23 protein-coding genes and 1 pseudogene are annotated in these 24846 nt (G+C 42.5%); 12 read left to right on the forward strand and 12 right to left on the reverse strand.

Features of this window, described 5'->3' with window-relative positions; genetic code table 11:
• Window positions 1-234 precede the first annotated feature (234 nt).
• Window positions 235-1971 carry a glycosyl hydrolase family 18 protein gene (locus tag VPNCDNU1_RS01065; RefSeq protein WP_104398633.1) on the forward strand — a complete coding sequence of 579 codons (1737 nt, stop codon included), beginning with the start codon at window positions 235-237 and terminating at the stop codon, window positions 1969-1971.
• Between the two features lie 143 nt (window positions 1972-2114).
• Here VPNCDNU1_RS01065 and VPNCDNU1_RS01070 read toward each other — a convergent pair whose 3' ends face one another.
• The 10 genes from VPNCDNU1_RS01070 to VPNCDNU1_RS01110 form a co-directional block, all read right to left on the reverse strand.
• The gene (locus VPNCDNU1_RS01070; RefSeq protein ID WP_104398634.1) at window positions 2115-3116 is read right to left on the reverse strand and encodes a metal-dependent hydrolase; all 1002 of its coding nucleotides are present in this window, start codon (window positions 3114-3116) and stop codon (window positions 2115-2117) included.
• A 191-nt stretch (window positions 3117-3307) separates the two neighbouring features.
• Window positions 3308-4180, reverse strand: coding sequence for an RNA polymerase sigma factor SigJ (gene sigJ / locus VPNCDNU1_RS01075; RefSeq protein ID WP_167404691.1), 873 nt, complete (start codon window positions 4178-4180; stop codon window positions 3308-3310).
• A gap of 37 nt (window positions 4181-4217) precedes the next feature.
• Entirely contained in the window at window positions 4218-4766 is a 549-nt protein-coding gene (locus VPNCDNU1_RS01080; RefSeq protein ID WP_104398636.1) for an FMN-dependent NADH-azoreductase, read from the reverse strand.
• A 157-nt stretch (window positions 4767-4923) separates the two neighbouring features.
• Complete coding sequence (locus tag VPNCDNU1_RS29235; RefSeq protein WP_263422461.1) at window positions 4924-5055, reverse strand: hypothetical protein; 132 nt, start codon at window positions 5053-5055, stop codon at window positions 4924-4926.
• Between the two features lie 420 nt (window positions 5056-5475).
• Window positions 5476-6078, reverse strand: a complete 603-nt coding sequence (locus VPNCDNU1_RS01085; protein ID WP_104398637.1) for a LysE family translocator — start codon at window positions 6076-6078, stop codon at window positions 5476-5478.
• 48 nt (window positions 6079-6126) lie between these two features.
• Window positions 6127-6957, reverse strand: coding sequence for an AraC family transcriptional regulator (locus tag VPNCDNU1_RS01090; protein WP_104398638.1), 831 nt, complete (start codon window positions 6955-6957; stop codon window positions 6127-6129).
• Window positions 6958-7128: 171 nt separating this feature from the next.
• Window positions 7129-8577 (reverse strand): decarboxylating NADP(+)-dependent phosphogluconate dehydrogenase, encoded by a 1449-nt coding sequence (gnd, locus tag VPNCDNU1_RS01095; RefSeq protein WP_104398639.1) that lies wholly within the window; start codon window positions 8575-8577, stop codon window positions 7129-7131.
• Between the two features lie 20 nt (window positions 8578-8597).
• Window positions 8598-9314 (reverse strand): 6-phosphogluconolactonase, encoded by a 717-nt coding sequence (gene pgl, locus VPNCDNU1_RS01100; RefSeq protein WP_104398640.1) that lies wholly within the window; start codon window positions 9312-9314, stop codon window positions 8598-8600.
• Window positions 9311-10813 carry a glucose-6-phosphate dehydrogenase gene (zwf, locus tag VPNCDNU1_RS01105; RefSeq protein WP_167404694.1) on the reverse strand — a complete coding sequence of 501 codons (1503 nt, stop codon included), beginning with the start codon at window positions 10811-10813 and terminating at the stop codon, window positions 9311-9313. Before zwf ends, pgl begins: the two co-directional genes overlap by 4 nt.
• Window positions 10814-11134: 321 nt before the next feature.
• Window positions 11135-12136 carry a phosphotransferase gene (locus tag VPNCDNU1_RS01110; RefSeq protein ID WP_104398642.1) on the reverse strand — a complete coding sequence of 334 codons (1002 nt, stop codon included), beginning with the start codon at window positions 12134-12136 and terminating at the stop codon, window positions 11135-11137.
• A 366-nt stretch (window positions 12137-12502) separates the two neighbouring features.
• On the opposite strand from VPNCDNU1_RS01110, the gene VPNCDNU1_RS01115 reads away from it, so the two are divergent.
• Window positions 12503-13246 (forward strand): flagellar brake protein, encoded by a 744-nt coding sequence (locus VPNCDNU1_RS01115; protein WP_104398643.1) that lies wholly within the window; start codon window positions 12503-12505, stop codon window positions 13244-13246.
• A 308-nt stretch (window positions 13247-13554) separates the two neighbouring features.
• Here VPNCDNU1_RS01115 and cspE read toward each other — a convergent pair whose 3' ends face one another.
• Entirely contained in the window at window positions 13555-13764 is a 210-nt protein-coding gene (cspE, locus tag VPNCDNU1_RS01120; protein WP_004402847.1) for a transcription antiterminator/RNA stability regulator CspE, read from the reverse strand.
• Window positions 13765-14503: 739 nt separating this feature from the next.
• On the opposite strand from cspE, the gene VPNCDNU1_RS01125 reads away from it, so the two are divergent.
• The 4 genes from VPNCDNU1_RS01125 to VPNCDNU1_RS01140 all read left to right on the forward strand — a co-directional run bounded on the left by VPNCDNU1_RS01125 (window position 14504) and on the right by VPNCDNU1_RS01140 (window position 18965).
• Complete coding sequence (locus tag VPNCDNU1_RS01125) at window positions 14504-16576, forward strand: protein-disulfide reductase DsbD family protein (RefSeq protein ID WP_145959426.1); 2073 nt, start codon at window positions 14504-14506, stop codon at window positions 16574-16576.
• 4 nt (window positions 16577-16580) lie between these two features.
• Window positions 16581-17066: a protein disulfide oxidoreductase gene (locus VPNCDNU1_RS01130; protein ID WP_104398645.1), complete on the forward strand. Its 486-nt coding sequence runs from the start codon at window positions 16581-16583 to the stop codon at window positions 17064-17066.
• Between the two features lie 11 nt (window positions 17067-17077).
• Entirely contained in the window at window positions 17078-17827 is a 750-nt protein-coding gene (locus tag VPNCDNU1_RS01135; RefSeq protein ID WP_104398646.1) for a DsbA family protein, read from the forward strand.
• Window positions 17828-18029: 202 nt separating this feature from the next.
• Window positions 18030-18965, forward strand: coding sequence for a DMT family transporter (locus tag VPNCDNU1_RS01140; protein WP_104398647.1), 936 nt, complete (start codon window positions 18030-18032; stop codon window positions 18963-18965).
• On the opposite strand, the gene VPNCDNU1_RS01145 is transcribed toward VPNCDNU1_RS01140, so the two are convergent.
• Window positions 18922-19710, reverse strand: a complete 789-nt coding sequence (locus VPNCDNU1_RS01145; protein ID WP_104398648.1) for an EAL domain-containing protein — start codon at window positions 19708-19710, stop codon at window positions 18922-18924. The two genes, VPNCDNU1_RS01140 and VPNCDNU1_RS01145, sit on opposite strands and share 44 nt — an antisense overlap.
• A 522-nt stretch (window positions 19711-20232) precedes the next feature.
• Here VPNCDNU1_RS01145 and VPNCDNU1_RS01150 point away from each other — a divergent pair.
• The 6 genes and pseudogenes from VPNCDNU1_RS01150 (at window position 20233) to VPNCDNU1_RS01170 (ending at window position 24804) form a co-directional block, all read left to right on the forward strand.
• Window positions 20233-21174 (forward strand): porin, encoded by a 942-nt coding sequence (locus tag VPNCDNU1_RS01150; RefSeq protein WP_104398649.1) that lies wholly within the window; start codon window positions 20233-20235, stop codon window positions 21172-21174.
• Between the two features lie 415 nt (window positions 21175-21589).
• Window positions 21590-21823 carry a microviridin/marinostatin family tricyclic proteinase inhibitor gene (locus VPNCDNU1_RS01155; protein ID WP_104398650.1) on the forward strand — a complete coding sequence of 78 codons (234 nt, stop codon included), beginning with the start codon at window positions 21590-21592 and terminating at the stop codon, window positions 21821-21823.
• A gap of 48 nt (window positions 21824-21871) precedes the next feature.
• Window positions 21872-22006 (forward strand): annotated as a pseudogene (locus VPNCDNU1_RS29285) (hypothetical protein); the annotation flags it as partial.
• 388 nt (window positions 22007-22394) lie between these two features.
• The gene (locus VPNCDNU1_RS01160) at window positions 22395-22652 is read left to right on the forward strand and encodes a microviridin/marinostatin family tricyclic proteinase inhibitor (RefSeq protein ID WP_104398651.1); all 258 of its coding nucleotides are present in this window, start codon (window positions 22395-22397) and stop codon (window positions 22650-22652) included.
• A gap of 109 nt (window positions 22653-22761) precedes the next feature.
• The gene (locus tag VPNCDNU1_RS01165; RefSeq protein ID WP_104398652.1) at window positions 22762-23796 is read left to right on the forward strand and encodes an MvdC/MvdD family ATP grasp protein; all 1035 of its coding nucleotides are present in this window, start codon (window positions 22762-22764) and stop codon (window positions 23794-23796) included.
• Window positions 23797-23817: 21 nt separating this feature from the next.
• Window positions 23818-24804 carry an MvdC/MvdD family ATP grasp protein gene (locus VPNCDNU1_RS01170; protein ID WP_104398653.1) on the forward strand — a complete coding sequence of 329 codons (987 nt, stop codon included), beginning with the start codon at window positions 23818-23820 and terminating at the stop codon, window positions 24802-24804.
• The last annotated feature ends 42 nt before the right edge of the window (window positions 24805-24846 follow it).

Consider the following 24846-nt stretch of genomic DNA (forward strand, 5'->3'; position numbering starts at 1 on the left):
CATTAATAACGGAACATTATAATAACAATAAATTGACATTAAAAAATAAACCATTGATTTTAAATAATTTAATTTCTCACGCATTACAAATAATATTCTTCAAAAAATAATTATGCGCACATTTGCATATAGACCATATTTTGTAAAAGACATACCGTAATTATCAGCAACAACAAACATAATGTTGGTAAAACAAAAACATTAATAACTTGAATATTATTGAAGGTAGATTAAATGAAACCATCTATGAAAATAGTTAGTTTAGCTATATTAGCGGCGTGCAGTGCCACGGCACACAGTGCTCCAAAATGGACTCAAGCTGAACAAGTATTTAATACTTACGAAGACAACGCATCACTACTACCAGTAGCGGGATATGTTTCTAACTGGGGAGGGTATGAGCGTAGTTTTAATATCAATGACATTGAAGGAAAATACGACAAGTTAGTTTATTCTTTCATGGCGCTTTGTGGGACAGAAATAGGGGACCCAACGATTACTTCTGCGGTTAAATCCGCGAAGAAAATCTGTGCCGATGGTGGATACCCAGACTTCACAATTGTCTTTACCGACCTATACGCAGATCTTCAGAAAGATCTTGGTGCTGGTAGCGGTAATTGGCACAACGACCTCAACGGTCCTGCTACCTTTGAGTCCGGTCAGAAATACGCGGGCGGTCTAGTTGCAGTTTTACGTGAAATGAAGAAGCGCGATCCGGGCTTAGAGCTCGCATTTAGTGTAGGTGGCTGGTCGCTATCTGAACCTTTCTCTCGTATGGCAAGTACATTTGAATCTCGTAAAGTGTTTGTCGACAGTGCTGTGAAGTGGTTCACCTTATACCCTATGTTTGATCAGCTCGACATTGACTGGGAATACCCAGGTGGTGCGGGTGCGAGCGAAAACTCATGGTCACCAGACGATGGTAAGAACTACGCACTTCTTATCAAAGAGCTTCGTACTGCTCTAGATGCTGCTGGCATGCAAAACAAGAAAATTGCTATCGCTGCGGGCGCTCCTGCGACAAAACTGGACGCTTCAAACATCAAAGCTTTGATAGACAATGGTCTGGATTACGTCCACTTAATGACATACGACTTCATGGGTGAATGGCAAGATAAGCTTGCACATCACACAAACTTGTCGGGCGAGTTGTTAAAAACTGACGAAACTTTCCACTCCGCTGAAAAATCAATCGACTACATGATTGACGTGCTTGGCATTCCATCAACAGCGATTCAGATTGGTTACGCAAACTACAGCCGTAACGCAGGCCAAGTGAACCTTCAAAGCGTTTCTCCTCTGGTTGGCTCGTTTACACCGGGTAATTCAACAAACAAATCTTATGATACTGGCTCTTCAGAGCTTTTTGATTACGCGAATAAACTTGTGAGCTTTAAGAGCACGGGTGCCGCTGGCATGCAAGGCTATGAGATTTATACCGACATAGACGCAAATGCAGACTTCCTATTCAACAAGAGCACAAAACAGTACGTCAGTATCGATACACCTCGAACTGTTTACGCAAAAGCCGCGTACGCGAAAAAACGTAATCTGGGTGGTATCTTTAACTGGATGGTCGATCATGATCCTGGTTACCACATCAATGCGGCACGTGAAGGCTTAGGCTACAAAGTTACTCAGACGAAATTGGACATGACTAACGTAGTGAATACATGTGGGCTTATTGATGTAAACGGAAACAAACTGTCTGATGAAGACTGTAAAATATTAACTGGTGTTAAAGATGGTTCTATAGGTCCAATTGAACCGCCAACAAAGCCAACTGATCCACCGACAAAACCAACAGAGCCGCCTGCTGACCTATGGGATGCGACAAAAATTTACCAAACTGGCGATATAGTAACGTTCGAAAATGAAAAATGGAGAGCGCGATACTGGACTCAAGGCGGTGAAAACCCGAAAGCGTCATATCAAAAAGATAAGTGGGGTAACTGGGAACCAGTGAAATAATACCTCTACTTTTCAGTACTCTCTCATTCGACCCCTGCTCTGGCTAGCCCAGAACAGGGGTTTCCTTCTCACAGCTCTAGCCGTTGAGTGAATAAATACCGACTCAACCTAGTTGAATCTAGTGATGCTTTCTAAAGACCCAATCAATAATCAAAAAGCATTTTAAAAAACACGTCTCTTGAAGCTGGTGAGTTATCTCGGTGTGTGGCGTACTCTACGTGAGCCTCCACGGGCGCGGTGGGTGATAGTTTGATGCTCCAAAGAGCGTTAAGTTGGTTTGGTACCACGGAATACCGCACATCAATAATGCGCAGCTTGTCTATAGGGTCTTGAGCAATATACCCATTAGAAAACCAGTGAAAACGTTCGATGTCTTTGGCTTGCTGCGAATTGGGGTCGAGCCATGGAAAATCTCGGCTTATATTTAACTTTTTAGTGGATTCGCCGGGATAGGTTTTCACTGATGTACCTACTCTTATAGCATCCACGTAGAAATGGTCCTCGGTCTCATAGACCACTTTCCAAAGTAAAAGATTCGCGAAGCTCGGTTTGGCTTCCAGCTTAATCGGCGTGTGTTGTCTCTCTTTCGCCAATTGCCACCCTGCTTCTTCAGCTCTGTCTCTTTGAACCATTCCTAATGTGAGATAGATAAGCGCCCAAAGAAACGCGATACGAGCGAACAAAGGGGTCCGCTTCAGCGCGGCAAATACAAGTAACACCAATATTGGAAGAGTAAATGCAGGGTCGATTATGGATACCGTATTCCACGCAAAACGTGCATTGCTAAGCGGCCAAAACAGTTGTGTTCCATAACTGGTGCACGCATCCAGCAGCGCATGAGTGCCATAACCTAATGCGCAAAAAAGCCAACTTTGTTTAAATGAAAGCTCGCGCCTTTTTGCGATGAGCGGATGTAAAACCAAGGCACAGATTAAGCTTCCAATTGGGATAAACAGGAGAGAATGAGTAAACTGACGATGGAATTCCAAATACAACAGTGGGTCTGTTGATGAACGGATGAGCACATCCAAATCGGGAGCCATTCCTGCAAGCAACCCTAAAACCCCAGCGACAACCACATTTTGTTTTTTGCTCACCGACTGAGGCAAGGAAGCGCCTAGTAAGCCCTGTGTTAATGGATCCATATATGACTCTCGAATTGGATAGTTCTAAAACTTATAGCTCTGAAAATAATGATTCTGAGATTGAATGATGAAAGCTGGAGACTCATGGTGCACTGAACTAACAAAAAGAACGTTCATTTTAGTGTAAAAGGGAATAAATCAGTTAGCTAGTCAGGGAATAAATAGATGTGGGGTAAGGTAGTTTCTGGTATTTAGCATGCTCCAAGTTTCGTTGGGTTTCGCTGAGCATATATATTCGCGATTTTCTCATCAATAACTTGAAAGCACAGAATGGTTGCGACTTTGTCATCTTCGATAATTTTCAAACCGGTTTCTCCATTAACATGGCACTGTTCAATATGCCATAAGTTAGCGCTCTTCCCGATTATCACCTCAAGCTTGGCAAAAAAGTGACCGATGGATGAATCCCCTATCATTGTGCGATAGATTGCTTTTACGTGGCCTCCTGAGTCTGTATACATTCGTGCTTCTTCATTGAGCAACGAAATCAAGCCAGACAAATCCTGTTGTTCAATTGCTTGGTGGAACTGTTCAACAAGCTGATTGTGAATACTCTGGTCGATAGAATAAGGTGTTTGATCTTGATGCAATTTAACTCTAGCTCTAGTGGCGATTTTTCTAGTGTTATCGATACTTTTTCCTATCACATTTGCCACAAAATCAAATTTTTGCTCAAAGACATCGTGAAGAATAAAAGTAGCACGCTCTACTGGATTGAGTTTTTCCAACGCAAACATAAGTGCGATTGAAATACTGTCATTTTGTTCGTGGTTTTCGTCAGGTCCACGATAGCTATCAACCGCCATCGGTTCGGGTATCCAGGCTCCTACATATTCTACTTTAGCGTGATGAGAAGATTTGAGCTTGTTTAACGATAAACGACTCGTAACTTTCATTAACCAAGCCTGTGGATTCTCGATAACCGTTATATCCGTTGCTGTCCATTTGAGATACGTATCTTGAACAATGTCACTAGCATCCGCTGCAGACCCTAAAATCCGGTAAGACAGACCCAACAACTTGGGTCTAAGAAGTTCGAAGATCTCTATATGATTGTTTTTCAAACTCAATCCCTCTACATAGAAGAGTTCTGCAACGCCACTAGCCCCTAATAAGCTTCGGAGTTTCAGTTACTGTTTTGGTGTAAGCGATGCGAACAACATCAAAAATACCTATCGATCCAAATACAGCCTTAAGATATTCCGTGGAGTAATCAATTTTATACCCATCTTCGGGCTCGCATGAGCCTCTAGAAATACATAAAGTCAGCTTTTTCCCCTGTAGCCTTCCGACCATTGCACCATCAGCCCAATCAAATGTGGCCCCCGAGCGTACGATATGATCAATATAAGCCTTTAAAGTCGACGGAATACACATATTGTACAATGGCGCTCCGATTACAATTTCAGTTGCCAATAATAATTCTTGAATTAGTTGGTCTGAACGCGAGTTTGTTTCTCCAAGTTGAGTATAAAAGCGTTCATATTCAGGCTGGGTCAAATGCGGAATCGGATTCGTCGCCAAGCAGCGGTAAATCACTTTACCCTCTGGATTTCGGGTCAACCACTTATCTTGGTAATCTTGAGTAAGCTCACGTGAGTAAGAGCCATCCAATCTTAGGCTAGTATCAATTCGTAGTAGGGTTGTCATAATGTCTCCTCTTTGCGTTTATAACTAGACAATGCAAAGAGCCCAAAAGTGACAAACCAGATAAAATAAACAAAAAGCCCCGAAGACCTATTCGATCTTCGAGGCTTTTCAAATAAATGTGTCGCAATGGAATGGCGAATGTCTTAACCGCGTTGGGTTAGATCGCTTCTTCTTGAGCTTGCTTCACTAATGCCTGACGTTGAGCTTCTTTTTCGCATGACGCGTTATTATTGTTTTTGCTTTCATTTTCCAATTCACTTGGAACGAATACATAGTACTTATTGAACATCTTGAACCTCAAACTGCATGAATCATTACGCTCGATATCATTCACCTTACGTAATCAAGCCGCAGATATTAATGACTTCATGCTCAATATTCAATCAGATTTATGTAATATTTTGTCAGAAATCGCGTTCGAGAAGAGCTTCAGGAAGTAGATCCCAAAATGGGGGATATACCCAAGTGACCTCAAGGTACAGGATTCAGAGCCTCATATTCTGTTTCAATTCAAGGACAAGAACGCAGCGGAATGACGAGTCCTTTCCAAGTTCTTAGACGATGAAGTGGGGCAGAATATGGGCTCCCAAGGGCGAGTTTAACTGACTTTCATACTGCGTTATCGATTCTTGATTTAGAACCACTAGATCTACCAATCGATGCCTTTCCTGAAAGCCAGTTAACTCTCGCTGAACCTAGCATCTTGAGGTTACTTGGGTATATAGATAGTTTCAAACCCTAAACTGAATGCCACCGCAGCAAGTAACCATGCCAAGATTCGGTTGAAAACTGAAAACACGTTAGGGTTTTTGAGCTTGTGACCTAAAACTTCTCCGAGTATGGAGTAAGATGTTGGGGCTCCGAATGCCAAAACGGCAAGAATACCCGACCAAAGCACCGCATCCATGCCTACAATACCGTTCGCCGGAAATTGCACCGCCGCAACAGGTAAAACCACAGCTGGTGCCTTAGGGTTGAGCAGTTGAATGAATAACCCATCTTTAAAGCTCAGTATCTTCTCGGATTTATCGCCGACACTGAGTGAGCTCACGTCGCTGATATATAACTTCCATGCGATATACAAAATGTAGCTGCATCCTATCAAAGCAACATAGGGTAGCCATTGAGTAGAAATTAACGCTTTTCCAGCCCAACTGATTGATACAAATAAGATAAACATAGCCATACCGACTCCGGCAAAAAAACCAAGGTATCGTTTTGTATTGCTTTGCAGACCACCGTTTAAGCCCAGTAAGTTCACAGGTCCAGGCGTGTACATAACCCCTATGGCGTAGGCGAAGATTTCTAGCATCGATTTATACTCTTGAGTGCTTGTATTGATTAAAGCGAATGTATTTAATTAGGAGAGGCGCTGCTTTTGGTATTGTGCAGGGGTCATCCCATAGACTCGTTTAAACCTACGATTAAAATGACTGCTGTCGGAAAACCCAGCAATGTGGGCTATATCGGTCGCGGTTTGCCCTGATTCCAGCGATTTTCGAGCGAGATTCACGCGGCAACTTAAAACATATTGATGTGGTGTGATCCCGTATTGCGCTTTGAATGCTCGTATCAAATGATATTTAGACATACTGGCAGCAACGCTGATGTCATCAACAGAAATGTCTAACGCAGCATGTTCATGTATGAAGTCTTTTGCGCGCTTTACGAGCGACTCTTTTCGGTTGCCATCACTAGTCAGTATTGGAGAATTGCCACTCAAGCGAGCAATGGAATGTGCCATTTCCAATAGACCGGCATCATATTCGACTTTGGATACGGATTCTGAATGAATCCATTGTGACATTGTGATCACTTGCTGGCGAAATACACCGTCGTCCATGAGCGTTTTTTCGACTCTTACATTTGAAGGTTGACTCACCCCTACTGTTTGGAAATAGGGTTCCAATTGGCTCGGGTGAACATACAACATGATGTATTCGAGATCGTCCGAGCCGCCAGATCGCCCATCGTGTACGTCTTCTGGGTTGAATACAATCACTCCACCCGCAGGGCTTTGGTGGAATTGAGTTCGGCAAAAAAAGTCTTGTCGCCCTTTTAAGGTCACACCAAACGAGTATTCTTCGTGAGCATGTTTGTCGTAGGTAAAATCACTCATGTTTGCTGTGAGTAACAATAACCCCTCAATGCTCTGATTCCCTTGGTAATGGAATTGATTTTTGTCTTGCATGGTCAATTTCCGATTCGTCCTGAATGAGTTAAGAATAGGGCATCAAAGAGCACTGAGATTGAACAAAATTGCTCGTTTGCGTATTAGATAGTAACGATACTGTACTCCAATTTCTCTGGGTAACAAAAAAGGGTGCCAATTGGCACCCTTTGAATTTGGATTACGAGGTAATTACACGTCGTAAGTTGTAGAAGCAGTGTCGCCGCCTGTACCTGTCCAGTTCGTGTGGAAGAATTCACCACGCTCACGGTCGATACGCTCGTAAGTGTGAGCACCAAAGTAGTCACGCTGAGCTTGAAGCAGGTTAGCTGGTAGACGTGCAGTTGTGTAACCGTCTAGGAAAGATAGCGCAGAAATCGTACATGGCATTGGGATACCAGACTCTAGAGATTTCGCTGCTACTTTACGCCATGCTGCTAGGCTGTTTTGTAGGATGTTTTTGAAGTACTCGTCAGAACCTAGGAACGCGATGTCTGGGTTTGCTTCGTACGCATCACGGATGTTACCTAGAAATGCGCTGCGGATGATACAACCACCACGCCACATTAGTGCTACGTTACCGTAGTTTAGATCCCAACCGTTTTCGTTCGACGCTTCACGCATAAGCATGAAACCTTGAGCGTAAGAGATGATCTTTGAAGCCAGTAGAGCTTGACGAAGTGCGTCAACCCACTCTTTCTTGTCGCCTTCAACTGGAGCGATAGTCTTACCGAACAGTTTTTCAGCTTCAACACGTTGGTCTTTCAGTGCAGACAGGCAACGAGAGAATACAGACTCAGAGATAAGCGTTAGAGGAATACCTAAGTCTAGTGCGTTGATACCCGTCCACTTACCAGTACCTTTCTGACCGGCTGTGTCTAGGATCTTCTCAACAAGAGCTTCACCGTCTTCATCTTTGTAGCCAAGGATGTCAGCTGTGATTTCAACTAGGTAGCTGTCTAGCTCAGTCTTGTTCCAATCAGCAAATACAGCTTGCATTTCGTCAGCTGAAAGACCAAGACCGTCTTTCATGAACTGGTATGCTTCAGTGATAAGCTGCATGTCACCGTATTCGATACCGTTGTGTACCATCTTAACGAAGTGACCCGCACCATCGTTACCAACCCAGTCACAGCAAGGCTCACCAGCGTCAGTTTTTGCAGAGATACCTTGGAAGATTGGCTTAACCGCTTCCCAAGCTTCAGGCGCGCCGCCTGGCATGATTGAAGGACCAAAGCGAGCACCTTCTTCACCACCAGATACACCAGTACCGATGAAGTGGATACCTTTCTCGCGACAATGCGCTACACGACGGTTTGTATCTGGGTAGTTAGTATTACCACCATCGATGATGATGTCGCCTTCGTCTAGAAGTGGGATTAGGTTTTCGATGAACGTGTCTACAACGTCACCAGCACGAACCATAAGCATCACTTTACGCGGCGCTTCTAGCTTCTCTACTAGCTCTTCTAGAGAGTATGCACCAACAATGTTTGTGCCTTTCGCCGGGCCTTCTAGGAACTCGTCTACCTTCGCAGCAGTACGGTTGTGAGCAACCACTTTAAAACCGTGGTCGTTCATGTTTAGGATAAGGTTCTGGCCCATTACTGCTAGGCCAATAACACCGATATCACCTTTCATTATTCATCTCCATTAATCGATCAGGCAATTTTACTTGCTGCGTCTGAATCTAAGTACCACTCCGTTTCGCCCGCTTTGGACTGGATTTTCGCTGCCGGATAAGGCAGTGCATCCGCCGGAGTAGTGTGAATTTCGTGTACAATCTCGATCTTGCCAGCACCTAATACTAGGTAGCTAATGCGTTTTGCCGCTTCCAGCACTTTGGCTGTTTTCGACACGCGAATTTGACCAGACTCTGGATGAGAAGCCAAAACAGATAGATTCTCATCGTTGTAATTTGTTTGTTCTGGGAACAACGAAGCCGTATGACCATCAGCGCCCACACCAAGCAGGATCCAATCAAAAACTGGCGTGCCGTTTTCAGTTGGGATCACTTCTGCCATTTCATTGGCAAAGCGCTCAGCTTCTGCTTTTGGTTCGTTTTCACCGCGGATACGGTGGATGTTTTCTGCTGGAATTTCGATTTGGCTAAACAATAGTGTGTTCGCTTCACCGTAATTGCTTTCCGCATCTTCAGGGGCAACACAACGCTCATCGCCCCACCAGAAATGCAGGTTTTGCCATTGAATAGCCGTTGCGTAAACCTCTGTCGCCAAAAGCTTGAACAACATTTTTGGGGTGCTACCACCAGACAAAGAAATGTGAACAGGCTTGCCTTGCTCGCTGAATGTTTTCAGGTCGTTCGCGAGGCTTTCTACTACCTGATCCGCAGTTTGAAAGATCTTATGATTGATCATAGTTCGCAGTAATCCGTGTCAGTAAGGTTCTTACAAGGGAAACGCCATGCACGTCCGTCACGCTGAAGTAGCTTATCAGACTCAATAGGTCCCCATGTTCCACAGGCGTAACCAAACAGTGATTGAGGATCTTGCTTGAAGTCCAGAATCGGCTGTACATACTTCCAACACGCTTCTACTGCATCACTACGAGCAAATAGCGTTGCATCGCCATTTAGCGAGTCCAGAAGTAAACGTTCATAAGCTGTCAGCATCTGAGTTTCTTCAAGAGAGGCGTAGTGGAAGTTCATTTTCACTTCTTTCGCATGGAAGCCAGCGCCCGGCTCTTTCAGGCCGAAGCTCATTTGAATACCTTCGTCAGGCTGAATACGAATGATCAGCTTGTTTTCTGGGGCATCCAAACCAAACACTGGATGTGGTGTGCGTTTGAAGTGAATGACCACTTCGGTTACACGTGTTGGTAGGCGCTTACCTGTACGAACGTAAAACGGCACACCATTCCAACGCCAGTTGTTGATGTACGCTTTCAATCCTACGTAAGTTTCAGTACGCGAATCTTCTGCAACACCTGTCTCGTCTCGATACCCTGGAAGGAATTCACCACGCACATCAGAACCTGTGTACTGACCCAATACTAGATTGTTGCGAAGATCATTTTCTTCTAACGGCTTCAAGCACTGAAGAACTTTCACTACTTCATCGCGCATTGAGTCTGCATTGATTTGAGCAGGGGGCTCCATACCTACCATTGCCAATACTTGTAGCAAGTGGTTTTGGAACATATCGCGCACAGCACCCGATCCATCGTAGTAGCCGCCACGTTCTTCCACACCCAAAAACTCAGCGCCGGTGATTTCCACGTAATCAATAAAGTTACGGTTCCACAACGGCTCAAACATGGCGTTAGAAAAGCGGAATACTAACAAGTTTTGTACCGTTTCCTTACCTAAGTAGTGGTCGATACGGTAAATCTGATGTTCCTGAAAATGCTCATGGATTTCTTTATCTAGCTTCTGCGCAGATTCCAAATCATAACCAAACGGCTTTTCGATAATCAGACGCTTCCAACCTTCGCTTTCATCGTTCAAGCCATGCGCTGCGAGGCTGGCTGGAATCACGCTGTAAAGGCTTGGTGGTGTAGCTAAATAGAAGAGTGTATTGCTTTGTTCAAACTGATAGCTTTCAGAGAGTTCATCTAAGCGAGTAACCAGTTTGGCGTAATCGGCGGTGTCGGAAGTGTTTATCGCTTGGTAATGTAGGTAGTTAATAAACGCATCTAACGTTTCAGGTTCCGTTTTTTCCATTTCCTGAAGAGAGCGTTTCAACTTGTCGCGATAAGATTCATCACTGTATTCAGTGCGGCTGACGCCTAAAATCGCAAAGGATTCTGGAAGCTGTTTGCTTGCGTACAAATGGTATAACGCAGGGATCAGCTTGCGGTAAGTCAAATCGCCAGAGGCACCGAAGATAACGATGCAGCTGTTTTCAGGTATTACCATCATCTTTCCTTAAAGAGGGGTTTTCATAGAGACAACTAGAGTTAACAGACCCTATCAATGTCTCACGTAAATTAACAATAGGTGTTAACTATCAGTCCGAGAGGTAAGAGCTATGGGCTACTTAGTGTTCAACTGAGCTAAAACAGCGTGCTACTTTACATCAGCTAACTACGATGCGCATCCCAAAAACTTACCTATTTCAAATTTGTTGAGAAAAACTACAAAATTTCTGTAACGTTTACAACATCTCAAACAATAATAATTATCATTAACAACAAAAACAGAGGGATCGATTGGAAATAAGGTATTCCTTAATATTCGTTACTTCACAATGTATTCGAGCCCTTTTGTAGCACATGAAAGTGAATATTCATTGATCTTCCAGTGTTCTGGGCTCCAACCATAGAGAAACCTTAGAAAATCCGCCCAAGCCACATAATAAAAGGGTTCCCAGCTCTGAATAACCAATCTTGCATTTTGTTCTGGATGATAGAACGTCATGGCATCTTCAAATTGGGAAAAGTAGTAATCTAACAACAGCTTTTCAACATTTTTGGCTTCTTCAATGGGCACACAACTGCTAATGAAAAGCATGACATCTTTCATTGCGCACCCTTCCCCTACATATTGGAAATCCACTGCACCAACTGAATCCATTTTGGGTGAAAAACAGAAGTTTGCCAGCTTAGCATCGCCATGAACAAGCGTAGGAAATGGCGCTGACTTCAAGACCGAATCGATGAGTTTTGCGTGTTTCTTAAACTGGTTTGCCGCCATGGTTTGAAGTTCATCAGGGCGGGTATCCAAATGCCAGTAGGTTCCTTGCGCCCATAAGACTTCGTCTTGACCGGAATTGAGGTGACTCACGCCCAAATACTTAGCATGAAAATTCGCTAACCATTTGAGGCAAAGCTTCCAGTGTCTAACATCCGACTGTTTAACAACCTCAGTTAGGCCATAATCGTGCAAGTCGGACATCACAATCACGTATTGCGAAGGAGTAGGATTGACTTCCAACCCGATTGGCATAAGGGATCTCGGATCTTTTTGAGTGGAGAAATTCAAATACCAATTGGCTTCTACAATATAAGATTTGAGTTTTCTATCGGTGGATCGTTCGGTATTCCAGCCTTTTGGATGTGCGAGCGTTTCGGGTAACTCTATCCATTTAGCAATAACGCTTTTAGCATTTTCACTCTGTCCAACATCATCAGTGTTGCCAATTGAGCTCAAAAACCAGCGTTCGAGTCGTCCAAAATCACCCCAAAGTTTCTGAATGAGCTGTTTTTTAGAGGGCTCTTGTGCCAAATATCCTTTACTCATTTTCTTGTTCCCAACATTAAGTCCGCTCAATGCATGTCATGTTCTTAGTATTGTCTCCTAAATACGCTTAATTCGCCAATTGAGAAAGTCGTTACTAAACTAGAATCATATCCTATATTTTGTTTAATATAATTTATTGAGCCATACATCAATCTATGGTCCAATCACGCGAATATTTATTCGCACAGCTCACATTCGCAAACGTCGATTATAATCGATTTATAAAAGTTAATTTATAATGTCAAAGCGATAATCACGACTTTTAATGCATCAAAGCACATAAAAACTAAATAACAGTCGTGCGTATATATATCATCGTCTTACAATGACTTAGTGCGAGGCGAATAAAGGTCAAAAAGGACTACCATGGCGGACAATTCGGCGGCAGCAAACCTACAAGTTAATACCAATACGGATAACTTTAAAGGTGCTGAAACAACGCTTAAAAGCTCAGATGCTTTAGCAATGATTGAACACAGCAGTGATGTAACCATCAACATCTCTACTCCCGTAGGTATTAACTATAAAGGTATTACACCTTTCATAGGAACCATCGGAACAGATTACATACTGTTGGGTGCACCAGATATCTCAGACGAAGATTACGAATACTTTTTTCAGGAAGGTTTTTGGGTTAATGTTCGCGCTATTTCACCGCGTGGTGAAGGTGCCCTTATATATTTTCGTTGCCAAATCATGCATATCGTTAACGAACCCGTTCGCATGATCATGTTGTCCATCCCAGCAAATATGAAAGTGCTGCAGCTTCGCAAAGAACCCAGATACGACGTATCACTCGCCGCTGTAGTTTTTTATAACGGCCAGCGCTTGGAGTGTGAAGTAAGAGACATCTCTAAAGGGGGGTGCCGTATCATAACAAGCCCTTTGATACGCACATTCCAAATAGAAGAGCCCGTGCAAATCAGCATAGTGGAGCGAACGCGTGGGAAAGTAGACCTTCCTCAGCTTACCGGCAAGATTTGTAATATGCAGAAGTCCCATCATTACGCACGTTACGGGATGATGTTTGATGATAAAGGTAAGAAGAGTGTGCAGCTTTTACTAAGCCATTTGAAGTTTGATGGCTCAAAACTCGCTCTTAAAGCGTAGTGTTTTTTAGAATACGACGCATACGAGCGCTATGACAAAAGCAGTTGCAGGTTGGTTTCTTGATTCTCGGTTTTTAGCGTTCAATTCCTAGCTATCGGTTTCCAGTACTCAGATTCTGGAACCCAAGTTACTGACTAATATTCAACCAGTCACTTCCGATTTACAAAAACAGAAAAAGCTTAGGTTCTAGCTAGACCCTAAGCCTGTATTACGAACAATTCTACGAATTATTACTAGCGATAAAACGAATTCGCCCCGCTACCTCGGGTGAGAGAGCGGGGCGATGCATTCTATCAATCTAAACTCAATTAGATTTTTTCAACGTTTGCAGCTTGAGGACCTTTTTGGCCTTGCTCAACTTCAAACGATACTTTTTGGCCTTCAGCAAGTGTTTTGAATCCGTCACCAGTGATAGCACGGAAGTGAACAAATACGTCTGCACCACCGTCTTCTTGAGTAATAAAGCCAAAACCTTTTTCTTCGTTAAACCACTTAACTGTGCCAGTTGTCTTAGACATGGGTATTTCCTAAATTGTATCTTTGTATCTCACAGCGCGACCTTCGCGCCATAATTGTTAGTCAGCCAGATTAGAGTTACTTATAAGAGGTCTAAACATCTAAAAGAAAACACTTCAAGAACAGACTGTCAGACAGTAGGTTTAAGAAGACTTCTTGAGTCAGAAACAGCAAATAAATAGGTCTGCATACAGGCCAACTACCAAGTTACGCGAGTTTTTTGCTGGTGTATACGATTTTCTGCCGATAGCAGGAAAAAATCGCTTTGATTGTGATATCTGTAGGCAAAAATGACAACATTCACACATGATTCATGAAAACCTTGTTGCAGGATCTCATTTCTCATTCTACCGAACTGACTGTTTACTCAAATTTTTTTCTTATTTTTGGGAATATTTTTGGCAACAAACAGGTCTTATATCTAAACACCCTACTTAGCTTGTCGTCTTTTGTTGCTACAAAAAGCCGTCAATAGAATAGCTGCTGTAGGTTTCGAATCGACATTAAAGGTATCTCACTTAGTTTTTATTGAACCCAAGCTTATTCCATTCAGTTTTTCTGGAAGTTGAAGGAAGAAACTCATTTTAAGCCCGACCAAATCTCATAAAGGTTAGACGAGTTGGGTAAACTGGTGAAATCTGTTTATATTTTATTTACCCAAATGGTCCCAAGGTACTTGGTTCAGCGAGAGGTCAATTGGGTATAGAATCTACATTACTACGAGCCCAAAATAGGCATGCTTTGAAAATACTACCTATATTCCGATACGTTTTTGCTTTGGCTATTTGTATTGTGTCGATCTCTTCTCATGGCACAGCGTATACGACATCTTGGCTTCAAAGTGATAGGCACCCCCCTGTATCGGTAAAATTATCATTAACTGGCACGCAAGACGTTAAAACAAAGACAGTTCATGCATTGTTGGAAGTGAGGTTAGATGGCGGTTGGAAAACCTACTGGCGCACTCCTGGCGAAGGTGGTGTTTCTCCCTCACTCGATTACTCGACCGCTTCCAATATCGAAGACATCCAATGGCATTGGCCAATCCCAGATTACTACCAGCAGTTCGGTTTAACCGTTCTGGGCTATCAAAACTACGTGGCATTTCCTTTAGATATCGTTTTGAGTAACCCAAAAACAGCCACAGATATTAACGCTACGCTTACTTTACCCAGTTGCACCGACATTTGCGTTCTTACCGACTACCCTATCCAGTTGTCTTTTGATCCTAAGTCACTACAGCCAAACGGTGACACCATGATGCTTCACAATCGGGCCATGTCTTTAATTCCGTTAAGTTACGGCAGTGCGATGGTGTCACGCGTCATTTGGGATGAAGGTAATCAGCTACTCAAAGTCACTTTGGAAAACAAGAATGGATGGAATAATCCAAGTCTATTTATAGAAACATTGGAATCAGGAGATAACCATTTTCAAGCACCCACAATTTCAATCCGAGACCACCAGTTAACCGCCATTTCCCCTGTCTCGAACACGCTTGGGAAACCTGATTTAAACAATAAAGACCTGCGCATTACAGTAAGGGACGACTTACTCCTGCAAGAATTCATTGCGCCATATTCAATAGGAAAAGTTGAGTCCGAAAATCGAAATACAGCGCTAATGTTATGGTTCGCTTTCCTAGGGGGACTGATTTTAAATGTTATGCCGTGCGTACTCCCCGTCCTTGGAATCAAGGTCAATAGTGTGTTGCTTTCTGGCGACAAGCCTGCGTTGCACAGAGCACAATTTCTCGCCTCTGCTGCTGGCATCATTTCTTCATTTTGGGTTCTTGCCATTGCCCTTATAGCTCTTAAATGGACAGGTAATACCATTGGCTGGGGAATCCAATTCCAGCAGCCTTGGTTTTTGGTCTTTCTAGCGGTTGTCACCTTAGGCTTTAGCTTAAATTTATTCGGCGTTTTTGAGTTCAAACTCCCTAACTCTTGGTCAAATACTTTGGCTAGCGACAGGGGGAAAGGGCTGTCGAAGCCATTTTTCCAAGGTGCCTTTGCAACATTGCTTGCCACACCTTGCAGCGCTCCGTTTTTAGGTACCGCAGTCGCTTTCGCGTTAGGAAGCCATATTTTTGACATTCTGCTCATATTTACATTTTTGGGTATCGGCTTAGCCTTTCCTTGGTTTATGTTCGCTTTATTCCCAAAAACCATTGGGTTACTACCAAAACCTGGCGCTTGGATGAGTAGAGTTAGAGTCGTTTTTGCTTTAATGATGTCGTTAACATCCTTTTGGCTGATTTCGCTGCTTTCTACGCACCTAGGTCAATTTGCAACCATAATGGTCAGTGTCATTACATTTGTGTTTTTGCTGGCTGTATTGGTTTCAAAATATGGCACCAGAAGAGTCACGATTTATGGTAGCTCGGTATTACTGGTTGCTGGATTAGGCATGGCGATAGCTGGGTCACTTTCATCACATTGGGCAACACCGATTGTCGATGATTTGCAATGGCGAAAATTGGATACACAAGCCATCGCGCAACATGTAGCGGATGGCAAGCTAGTATTTGTAGATGTCACTGCTGATTGGTGTATTACCTGCAAAGCAAACAAGATTGGCACTATATTGCAATCCCCAGCGTATGATCTGATGCAAGCGTCTGACGTCATTTTAATGCGAGGAGATTGGACAACACCAAGTAATGCTATTACTGAATTTTTGATGAGTCACGGTAGATATGGTGTGCCACTTAATGTGGTATACGGTCCCAACGCACCTCTGGGGAATGCCCTTCCAGTGCTGCTCACTCAAGATTCCATTTCACAATCTCTCGATCTGGCAAGAGGAAAATAAACTGATGTTCAAAATAGTAAGAAACCTCACGGGCTACCTCTTGCTTATTATTCTAATTACTGGGCTACTCGATTGGTGGCGAACCAAGCATGTAGATTTTCACGATATGCCGATTACTCAAGGAAAGGCAATTGATGGTTCTTTCGTTAATGTTACTGAGTTAAGCCGCGATAAGCCTGTCTTGGTTTATTTCTGGGCGACCTGGTGTGGCGTATGCAGCCTAACAACACCGAGCATTGATGTTTTGTCCAATCACTACGAAGTGGTTTCGATCGCTTTGGCATCTGGAGAAGATGATCGCTTGCTCGAATACATGAAGAATAACGACTACAGCTTCACAGTAATTAATGATTTGGAGGGCAGTATTAATCAGTACTGGCGAGCCCAAGTCACTCCTACAATCGCCATCGTCAAAGATGGTGAAATTCAGTCTATGACCACAGGGTTTTCTACTCCTTGGGGGTTATGGCTACGTTTACTGCTGGCATAAGGATCCAGAAAATGACATACGTTACAAAATGGCTTGGTGGATTAGGGCTAGCGTTTGGCTTGGTGATGCCAAGCTATGCAGAAGAAGGCAAAGCGGCGGTTTCATTAACTCCAGAGCAAACAACTCAATTGGCGCAAATCAACGCCATATTGAAAGGGCACCCTCAAATCATTGGTGACTTAAGCAAAAGCTTAGACGCCTATGTCACTCAGTTAAAGCAAGTCGAAGTCGCACTAAAAGAGCAAAGAAGTTGGTTGACTCAAGCACCGGAACACAGCAAATCTGGCGCAGAAAACCCAGCTCTGACCATCATTAACTTTACCGACTATAACCGCCCATATTGTAAGCGCTTGGAAATTGGCTTGGCGAAGTTGCTCACGGAGATGGACAACGTAAAAGTTGTTAATATCTATGTGCCGCTACAACAACAGATTGCCAGTGGCACCAACACAAACTCTGCGTTTTATGCGTTAAAGGTTTGGGAGAAAGAACCTGAGAAGTTTGCAGAAGTTCATCGGCTATTGGTCGCGCATCCAACACGACACGATGCCGAATCTCTCAACCGTATTGCTAAAGAAACGAACACTGAAAAGTACCTAGAAACAGGTGAGCGAGAACAATCCATCGTATCTCGAAATATGCAAGCATTTGGTCAACTGGGTTTACGCGGAACCCCTGCACTGATCATTAACGATGAAATTATCCCAGGCTTCCTACCTTACGGTGAACTTAAAAAAGCCGTCCAAAAAGAATTGAACTAGGACTGAGAAGCCAAAATTCACTTCTTTTGCGGTTGTTTCTACATAACCTCAGCTTTGTGTAAATTCAGCTTTGTATAGATAGAGTGGGTAGCCTTGATTGGTAACCCACTCCTTTGAATTTGTATCTTCACATAAAGATACTTTACACTGAACTACAATTAGAGTACATTACCCACATTATCTTCACATAGACATAGTTAACATGAACATATTTCTTGCTATGATCCCTGCTTTTTTTTGGGGTACTACATACGCCGTAACACAGTTTACTCTGTCTGAATGGCCACCATTATTGCTGGGCTTTATTCGTGCTTTCCCTGCTGGTCTCCTTTTATTCGCACTTCGCCCCATCATGCCCAAAAGAAATCAGTGGCAGCCTTTAGTCATTCTTTCCTTAGTGAATATCAGCGCATTTTTCGCCATGATTTTCCTTATGGCTGCCACGTTACCAGCGGCGATATCTGGCGTAGGAATGGTCTCTGTTCCGATTTTCGCTATGATTTTTCAATGGTTGTGGTTTAAGAATAAACCTTCAGGCATTCAAATCGTTTCTGGGTTTGCTTTGGTGGGTTTCGCTTGGTTTCTTTTCGATCCAAGCCAAATTGAACTCGGTACAACCGGTTTAATTGCTATGTTTTGCGCGATTTGGTGCATTATTATTGGCAGTACACTTACTCAACAACTATCGAAAGATATGCACTGGTGGGGGGTTTTAAGTTGGCAGCTTATTATAGGTGGCGCGGCACTCGGCGTTGTAGCAAGTGCTCAGTGGTTGTTCGAACCTTCTGCTTTTCAAGCAGTAGCTAATCAAGACATCAGCGCAACCAATTGGTTTGGAATTGCTTGGATAATTATTCTGAATACGGCTGTTGCTTACGGAATGTATGTTTGGTTAATCCGAAAAATGACCATAGTCGAGTTCACATTCAGCGGTATCGCCAACCCTATTGCCGGGATTACTGGTGGTGTTTTATTGATGAATGAAACCTACAGCAATACGCAAATAGGTTTAATGCTAGGGATGATACTGGCTTCGCTTCTTCCGAATTTCCTGAATTTATGGCGAACAAAGAGACGCGTAAATAAGCTGGAAGCTAGAAAAGAGAATACTCAGGATAGTGTGCCTGTATCGGATTGAATAGGTAGCCTTGATAACCCCAAAAAGAAAAAGGTAGAAGATGATTGAGGGAGCTCTGATCTTCTACTCTTTCCACAATCCATTTCGCATCACTAGACGATTTTTGTTGAAGAATGATGTCTAGTTTTTCACAAGAATGACTCATACCCGATTTGAGATCAAAAAATGGATTGTCGACTTTTACGTAATCGTATAAACCGGCACTCAATTCTTCGTCTCTAAAATCTTCTCCAACTTGATAGTCATCTAAGGCGAGTTTCACCCCGACTTCTTTCAACTTGGTTACACCCTTGAGATAGTCTTTTCCTTCTATCGAATATTGGCGCTCGGTTGTTTCAACAACCAACGATTTTCCATAGCACTTTAGATGGGAGTGAACCGCAATTAGAAGGTTAATGGTTTTTCTATTACTTAAGGCGTGTCTTTCCACATTCAAGAACAAACACTCGAATGGAAAAGAGGCAGGGTTAACCGAAATCAGGAAATGAAGCTGTTGTTCAAGAATATCTTTAGCAAGACGTTTGCCTAACTCACCTTTCATGAATGTGGTGTGGATTGCGGCATCTTCCTGAGAAAGAAGCAATTCACTGGCCAGTAACTTCTTGCTTTCACTAACAATGATTTCGTTCTTAAATTGAAAACGAGGTGTGTCTGGTTCAACAAACTCTTGCGGTAACGGGGTCGCAGAACTTTTTCCGTTCTGGAAACGCATTTCAATAGCAGATTGTTTTACATCTATGCCCATTTAGCGACTACCCTATAGCTTGGACTACCACATCTTTAAAGAGCTACTGCTCTGATGAGTTCACTCTCGAACTCTTGCTTATTAACATAAGCAGTGTGGAGTCACGAATCAAACCGTTTTGACTCAAATCCAGTTTATATGCGGCCTAACAAACGTAATTCGCACTTTTGAGACGATAATAATTGTAAAAACATATATTTCCAACACCAACTCTGACGTTAACTTCACATTTCAATCTAATTCATATGGTATTTGGATGTGCTTTTACCATGTACATTAGCGTTTTCTGTTTTTCATCTTCAAAAATCACACTATCTAAGATCTCATTGCACTTTCATTCTTTAATCACGCAATCGATATGAAGAGACCCTTCAAAATATTCCAGATGCACCCTAGCAAACTGAAGCGCAGTGCGAATCTCGTGCGGACGGTGGCAACTTATAGGAAACTTCCTTTGACTGTTCACAAAGGAAAGTGAGCTTACCCATTACCTCTTATTAAAGAGATTAGAAGGACCAGGACATGAACAAAGCTATTCTAGCAACAGCAATTCTTTCGGCTATGAGTCTATCTACTGCTTCCGCAGTAACGATTTATGAAAAAGATGGGACATTATTAGATCTAGGTGGACGCGCTGAAGGACGTTTCAATGTTTCAGACGCAAATAAAACTGGCGATAAAGGCACGTTTAAAGACATTAGCCGAGCTCGGGTATCGCTATCCGGTGAATCTGCTGTTACCGACCAATTTTCAGGGTTTGGAAAATACGAAGCCGAACTCTCTGGAGAAGAAGACTTAACGAATCGCTACTACTTTGCTGGTGTGAAAGGCGATTTTGGTTCTGTGTCTTACGGAAAACAAGATTCCTCTCAAGTCATGCTAAGCAACTTCACCGATACCTTAGCCACATTTGGTGCAAAAGCAGCCGACATTGTGGATGGCAATAAAGACAAACGAGAAAATGCGCTGGTCTACAAAACTAAGTTCGATCAACTCACTGTATCTGGGGACTACATATTCGCAGATAAAGACAATACTGACAGCACGAGTAGTTACGGTATCTCTGGGATCTACAGTTTAGAACGCTTTCGAATCGGTGCCGGTTACGTGAATCAACAGCAAGGTGATGAAACCGAAAATCAATTCAACTTTGTTGGTGAGGTGCAGTTCGACAATCTTAGTTTTGCGGGTTTATACACCATGGGTAAAAGTGTTGTTGGTAGCCAACTTAATGACTTTGCTGGTTATGAACTGATGGCAAAGTACGAACTCGAAAAAGTGACCTTTGTAGGCGCGTACAATGCCAAGAAAAATGACACCTCGAAAACCGACACTGTAGATGAATTTGCTCTGGAAGCGGTTTATACCTTTAACAAACACTTAAGAACGTATGCAGGTTACCGTATCAACCAGATTAAGGATGCCGATAACGAGTATCAAATGGGTTTACGTTACGATTTCTAAAGAATATAAAGTCAGCCACTCATGGCTGACTCTATACCCAAGTGACACCGCACTTAACTGCTACCTTAACGGATAAAAAACTGGTTGCATATTTTAAATTCACACAATTATACGCCCCATTTTTCACGTGAATTTTTATGCACTCTATGCATTTTATTATTTATTTTCTTAAGAACGGTCAATTCTCCCTCACTCTAGGTTCATTAACCGAACCGACGGTCTTAAATTTTGAACCCAATAGTATTATTTGGTTTATCAGTGTCGTTCGTGAAATGACTCGAATTCTCACTGATATCTCCAATCAACCTTTGTTAAATGTTTGTTTTAGAAAACTCACCTTGATACTTATATCAACGATTATCTCATTGATAATTAAAAAATTAAATTGTAAACAAACTTTAACAAGGAATGAAAAGTGAATAAGAACACACCTTTTTTCAGCAACTTTATTGAATCTCAAATCGAAGAACTAAGCGCTCAAGAAACTAAGCAATGTGCTGGTGGCATCGTTGGCGATTTTGACGTCGTAACAATGAAAGCACCATCTGATGATGATGAAGGTCTAGAGTTCGTTCTGAAGCCAGGCGACCTAGTTACAATGAAGCACCCATCCGACAGTGATGAAGGCAACGACTTCCAATCGTTCTAATAAGCCAAAAGAAGAAAACGTGAGTAAGAATACTCTTTTTTTAATCATTTCATCGAGTCACAAATTGACGAGTTAAGCGACGCTGAAACGACTCAATACTCGGGTGGTTTTACAAGCATCAATGTTTCAATGAAGTCCCCTTCTGACAACGATGAAGGTATCGAAATCAAATTCGATCGTTAAATTAGAGCATTTTTATAATTAATATTCACCTTGCGTTATGTAAGGTGAATATTTTAGCAAACGGTAATTTACAATAAAACAGTGTATAAATAATAATCATACGGATTAAAAATAGATCTTAATTCAAATTAAACTCGTTTTTACACGAAATAAAATAAGTATTGGTACGGTCAAAATTCAGGGGTGGAATATAATTTAAATTTCAGTCAAATAAAATCTCAAATATGAGAAAATACTTTACTAATAAAAATATTATTATTTTCTAACTAATTGCTTTTATGTATGTTTTAAAAGGTGAACGGCAGGTAATGCCAATTCGTCGACGTATAGTGTTCACATAAAAAATGCCAATTAACGGCACTAAATCAAATTAAAAAGGAACATACAAATGAGTAAGAACACTCCATTTTTTAATAATTTTATCGAAGCAGACACACTAACTGAAGAAGAAGCGAACCAAATTTCTGGTGGTACTATTAACTTCGGTGGTATTTCAACAAGAAAAGCACCATCTGATGATGATGAAGGTTTTGCAATTGCAACTCGTAAAGCCCCTTCAGATGACGATGAAGGATTTGAAATCGCAACTCGTAAAGCGCCATCTGATGATGACGAAGGTACAGCGATTGTATTTCCGACTTGGTAAATACCAAATCGGGTTTAGGTAATACTCGATAGAATTTCTATCCAGTTCCTAGACATGACCTCTAAGCTCTCACCCCCAAAAATTTGGGGGTGATATTGAAAGAACGATTATGCAGAAAATAAACAAAAGTATCCTATGCATCACTCATTCTGAGGACACCTTTCCCGTAGATTGGGTAACAGAACACCTAATGACAGCGGGTGTAGAGGCTGTTCGCTTAAACAGCGATCAATTCCCCTTGAATATTCAAATTGGTGGGAGCTTACAAACCCTCCCTTTTGACCCTCCGAGTTCAGAAGAGCAGCATTTGGAAAAGGCACACGTTGATACACTGATTTCAACGGAAGGCTGGTCTATCAACGAGTCAAACATTGGCGCGATATGGCATAGAAAAAACAGAGTTAGCGATTTATCTTCCGCGCTAGAGGGAGACGTATTAGCCCAAGCAACACGTGAATCTGAGTGTATTAAACAGTCTTTACTTTACAGCTTTGAAGATGTTTTCTGGCTTGATCACCCAAACACACAACTGGCTGGAGAAAATAAATGGCTACAGCTTAGAATGGCAAAAAAAGCGGGGCTTGACGTTCCTGCAACGCTATTTACCAATATTCCAGACCAAGTAAAAGCCTTCTATAAAAAGTGCAATGGCGACATTGTCGCAAAAATGCACACGCCATTAACCGTTTCTATGGGGAAACCCCCTGCGTTTGTATACACATCGAAAGTGACCGAAGCTCACTTAGCGGATCTCGACTCGCTGCGATTTTCTCCCATGATTTTTCAGCAACAAGTGAAAAAACAAGCGGAATTACGCATAGCCTATGTCGATGGGCATTGCTTCCCAGCTAAAGTGAATTTGAGCAGTAATGATGAAAAAGAACTGCTCGACTGGCGAAAAGCGACGCCAACGCAATCCAATTGGCAACACACTGATATCCCTGAATCTCTCGTACAAAAGTTGCGCGTTTTCATGGGCTCTATGAACCTCAAATTTGGCGCTATTGACATCATATTAGATACGACTCGCAAATATCAGTTCTTAGAAGTGAACCCTGCGGGTGAATGGGGAATGTTAGAGGCAGAATTAGACCTGCCTATTTCTAAACAGATCGCCCAAACACTTATTAAATACAGTCAATAGCAAGGAACAGCTGGTACAAGTATGACTAAAAATAAAGTTCTCATCATTACGCATTCAAAAGACAATCAAAGTATTGAAACCGTTTCCGAACTGCTGAAACAAGCTGGCGTCGTACCAGTGCGTTTTAATACGGATCTCTTTCCAACTAAGGTGCAAATTGCCACCCATCAGAATAATAAAGGCAATGAGAGTACGCTCATTACGGAAAATGGCGATGTCGTCAAAGGTGACGAGATATTGGCCGTTTGGTATCGCCGATTCTATCCAGCAAAAGGCTTACCTGCCGACATGGACATGCAGCTCAAGCAGCCTTCAGCTGAAGAAAGCAAGCGGACCATTTTGGGTTACCTCGACAGTCTAGAGTGCTACAAACTTGATGATTACTGGGACATACGACACGCATCCAATAAAGAATACCAATTGATGCTGGCAAGAAAAGTGGGGTTGAACCTACCCAATACACTCACCAGTAACTCGCCAGAAGCAGTGCGCGATTTCTTTGCTGACAACAACGGTAAAATCATCACGAAGATGCAAACCGCCTTTTCGGTTTGGAATGATGATGTAGAGCAAGTGGTTTTTACCAATAAAGTAGAAGAAGAACACCTAGAAAAACTGGAAGAATTAAACCTGTGCCCAATGGTGTTCCAAGAACATGTCATTAAGGATGTTGAGTTGCGTGCGACCGTTGTTGGCAATCAGGTTTACTGCGCATCCATTGACCCAGATATTATGAAGGGAATGGAAACCGACTGGCGTAAGCGCGGTGTCTACACGCTCGATAAATGGCAGCCATTTGAGTTGCCGCAAGAAGAAGCCGATAAGCTGATCCGTCTCGCGACTGAGCTCAAGCTAAACTATGGCGCTGCAGATCTTATCTTAACGCCGGATGGTCAATACAAATTCCTAGAGATCAACCCATGCGGTGAATTCTACTGGATGGACATTTACCAAAAGCTAGGCATTTGTGAAGCCATTGCTCAAAACTTGGTATCTGGTGGTCGATAACCTTAATTTTGCCTTATTCTGCCCGAACATCACCATGCTCGG

It is taken from the genome of Vibrio penaeicida (genome assembly GCF_002933855.1).
Lineage (GTDB): Bacteria > Pseudomonadota > Gammaproteobacteria > Enterobacterales > Vibrionaceae > Vibrio > Vibrio penaeicida_A.

Coding starts and splice junctions, on each gene's coding strand:
- VPNCDNU1_RS01065 (WP_104398633.1), top strand. CDS start 235: ATGAAACCATCTATGAAAATAGTTAGTTTAGCTATATTAGCGGCGTGC.
- VPNCDNU1_RS01070 (WP_104398634.1), bottom strand. CDS start 3,116: ATGGATCCATTAACACAGGGCTTACTAGGCGCTTCCTTGCCTCAGTCG.
- VPNCDNU1_RS01080 (WP_104398636.1), bottom strand. CDS start 4,766: ATGACAACCCTACTACGAATTGATACTAGCCTAAGATTGGATGGCTCT.
- VPNCDNU1_RS29235 (WP_263422461.1), bottom strand. CDS start 5,055: ATGTTCAATAAGTACTATGTATTCGTTCCAAGTGAATTGGAAAATGAA.
- VPNCDNU1_RS01085 (WP_104398637.1), bottom strand. CDS start 6,078: ATGCTAGAAATCTTCGCCTACGCCATAGGGGTTATGTACACGCCTGGA.
- VPNCDNU1_RS01090 (WP_104398638.1), bottom strand. CDS start 6,957: ATGCAAGACAAAAATCAATTCCATTACCAAGGGAATCAGAGCATTGAG.
- gnd (WP_104398639.1), bottom strand. CDS start 8,577: ATGAAAGGTGATATCGGTGTTATTGGCCTAGCAGTAATGGGCCAGAAC.
- pgl (WP_104398640.1), bottom strand. CDS start 9,314: ATGATCAATCATAAGATCTTTCAAACTGCGGATCAGGTAGTAGAAAGC.
- zwf (WP_167404694.1), bottom strand. CDS start 10,813: ATGGTAATACCTGAAAACAGCTGCATCGTTATCTTCGGTGCCTCTGGC.
- VPNCDNU1_RS01110 (WP_104398642.1), bottom strand. CDS start 12,136: ATGAGTAAAGGATATTTGGCACAAGAGCCCTCTAAAAAACAGCTCATT.
- VPNCDNU1_RS01115 (WP_104398643.1), top strand. CDS start 12,503: ATGGCGGACAATTCGGCGGCAGCAAACCTACAAGTTAATACCAATACG.
- cspE (WP_004402847.1), bottom strand. CDS start 13,764: ATGTCTAAGACAACTGGCACAGTTAAGTGGTTTAACGAAGAAAAAGGT.
- VPNCDNU1_RS01130 (WP_104398645.1), top strand. CDS start 16,581: ATGTTCAAAATAGTAAGAAACCTCACGGGCTACCTCTTGCTTATTATT.
- VPNCDNU1_RS01135 (WP_104398646.1), top strand. CDS start 17,078: ATGACATACGTTACAAAATGGCTTGGTGGATTAGGGCTAGCGTTTGGC.
- VPNCDNU1_RS01140 (WP_104398647.1), top strand. CDS start 18,030: ATGAACATATTTCTTGCTATGATCCCTGCTTTTTTTTGGGGTACTACA.
- VPNCDNU1_RS01145 (WP_104398648.1), bottom strand. CDS start 19,710: ATGGGCATAGATGTAAAACAATCTGCTATTGAAATGCGTTTCCAGAAC.
- VPNCDNU1_RS01150 (WP_104398649.1), top strand. CDS start 20,233: ATGAACAAAGCTATTCTAGCAACAGCAATTCTTTCGGCTATGAGTCTA.
- VPNCDNU1_RS01160 (WP_104398651.1), top strand. CDS start 22,395: ATGAGTAAGAACACTCCATTTTTTAATAATTTTATCGAAGCAGACACA.
- VPNCDNU1_RS01165 (WP_104398652.1), top strand. CDS start 22,762: ATGCAGAAAATAAACAAAAGTATCCTATGCATCACTCATTCTGAGGAC.
- VPNCDNU1_RS01170 (WP_104398653.1), top strand. CDS start 23,818: ATGACTAAAAATAAAGTTCTCATCATTACGCATTCAAAAGACAATCAA.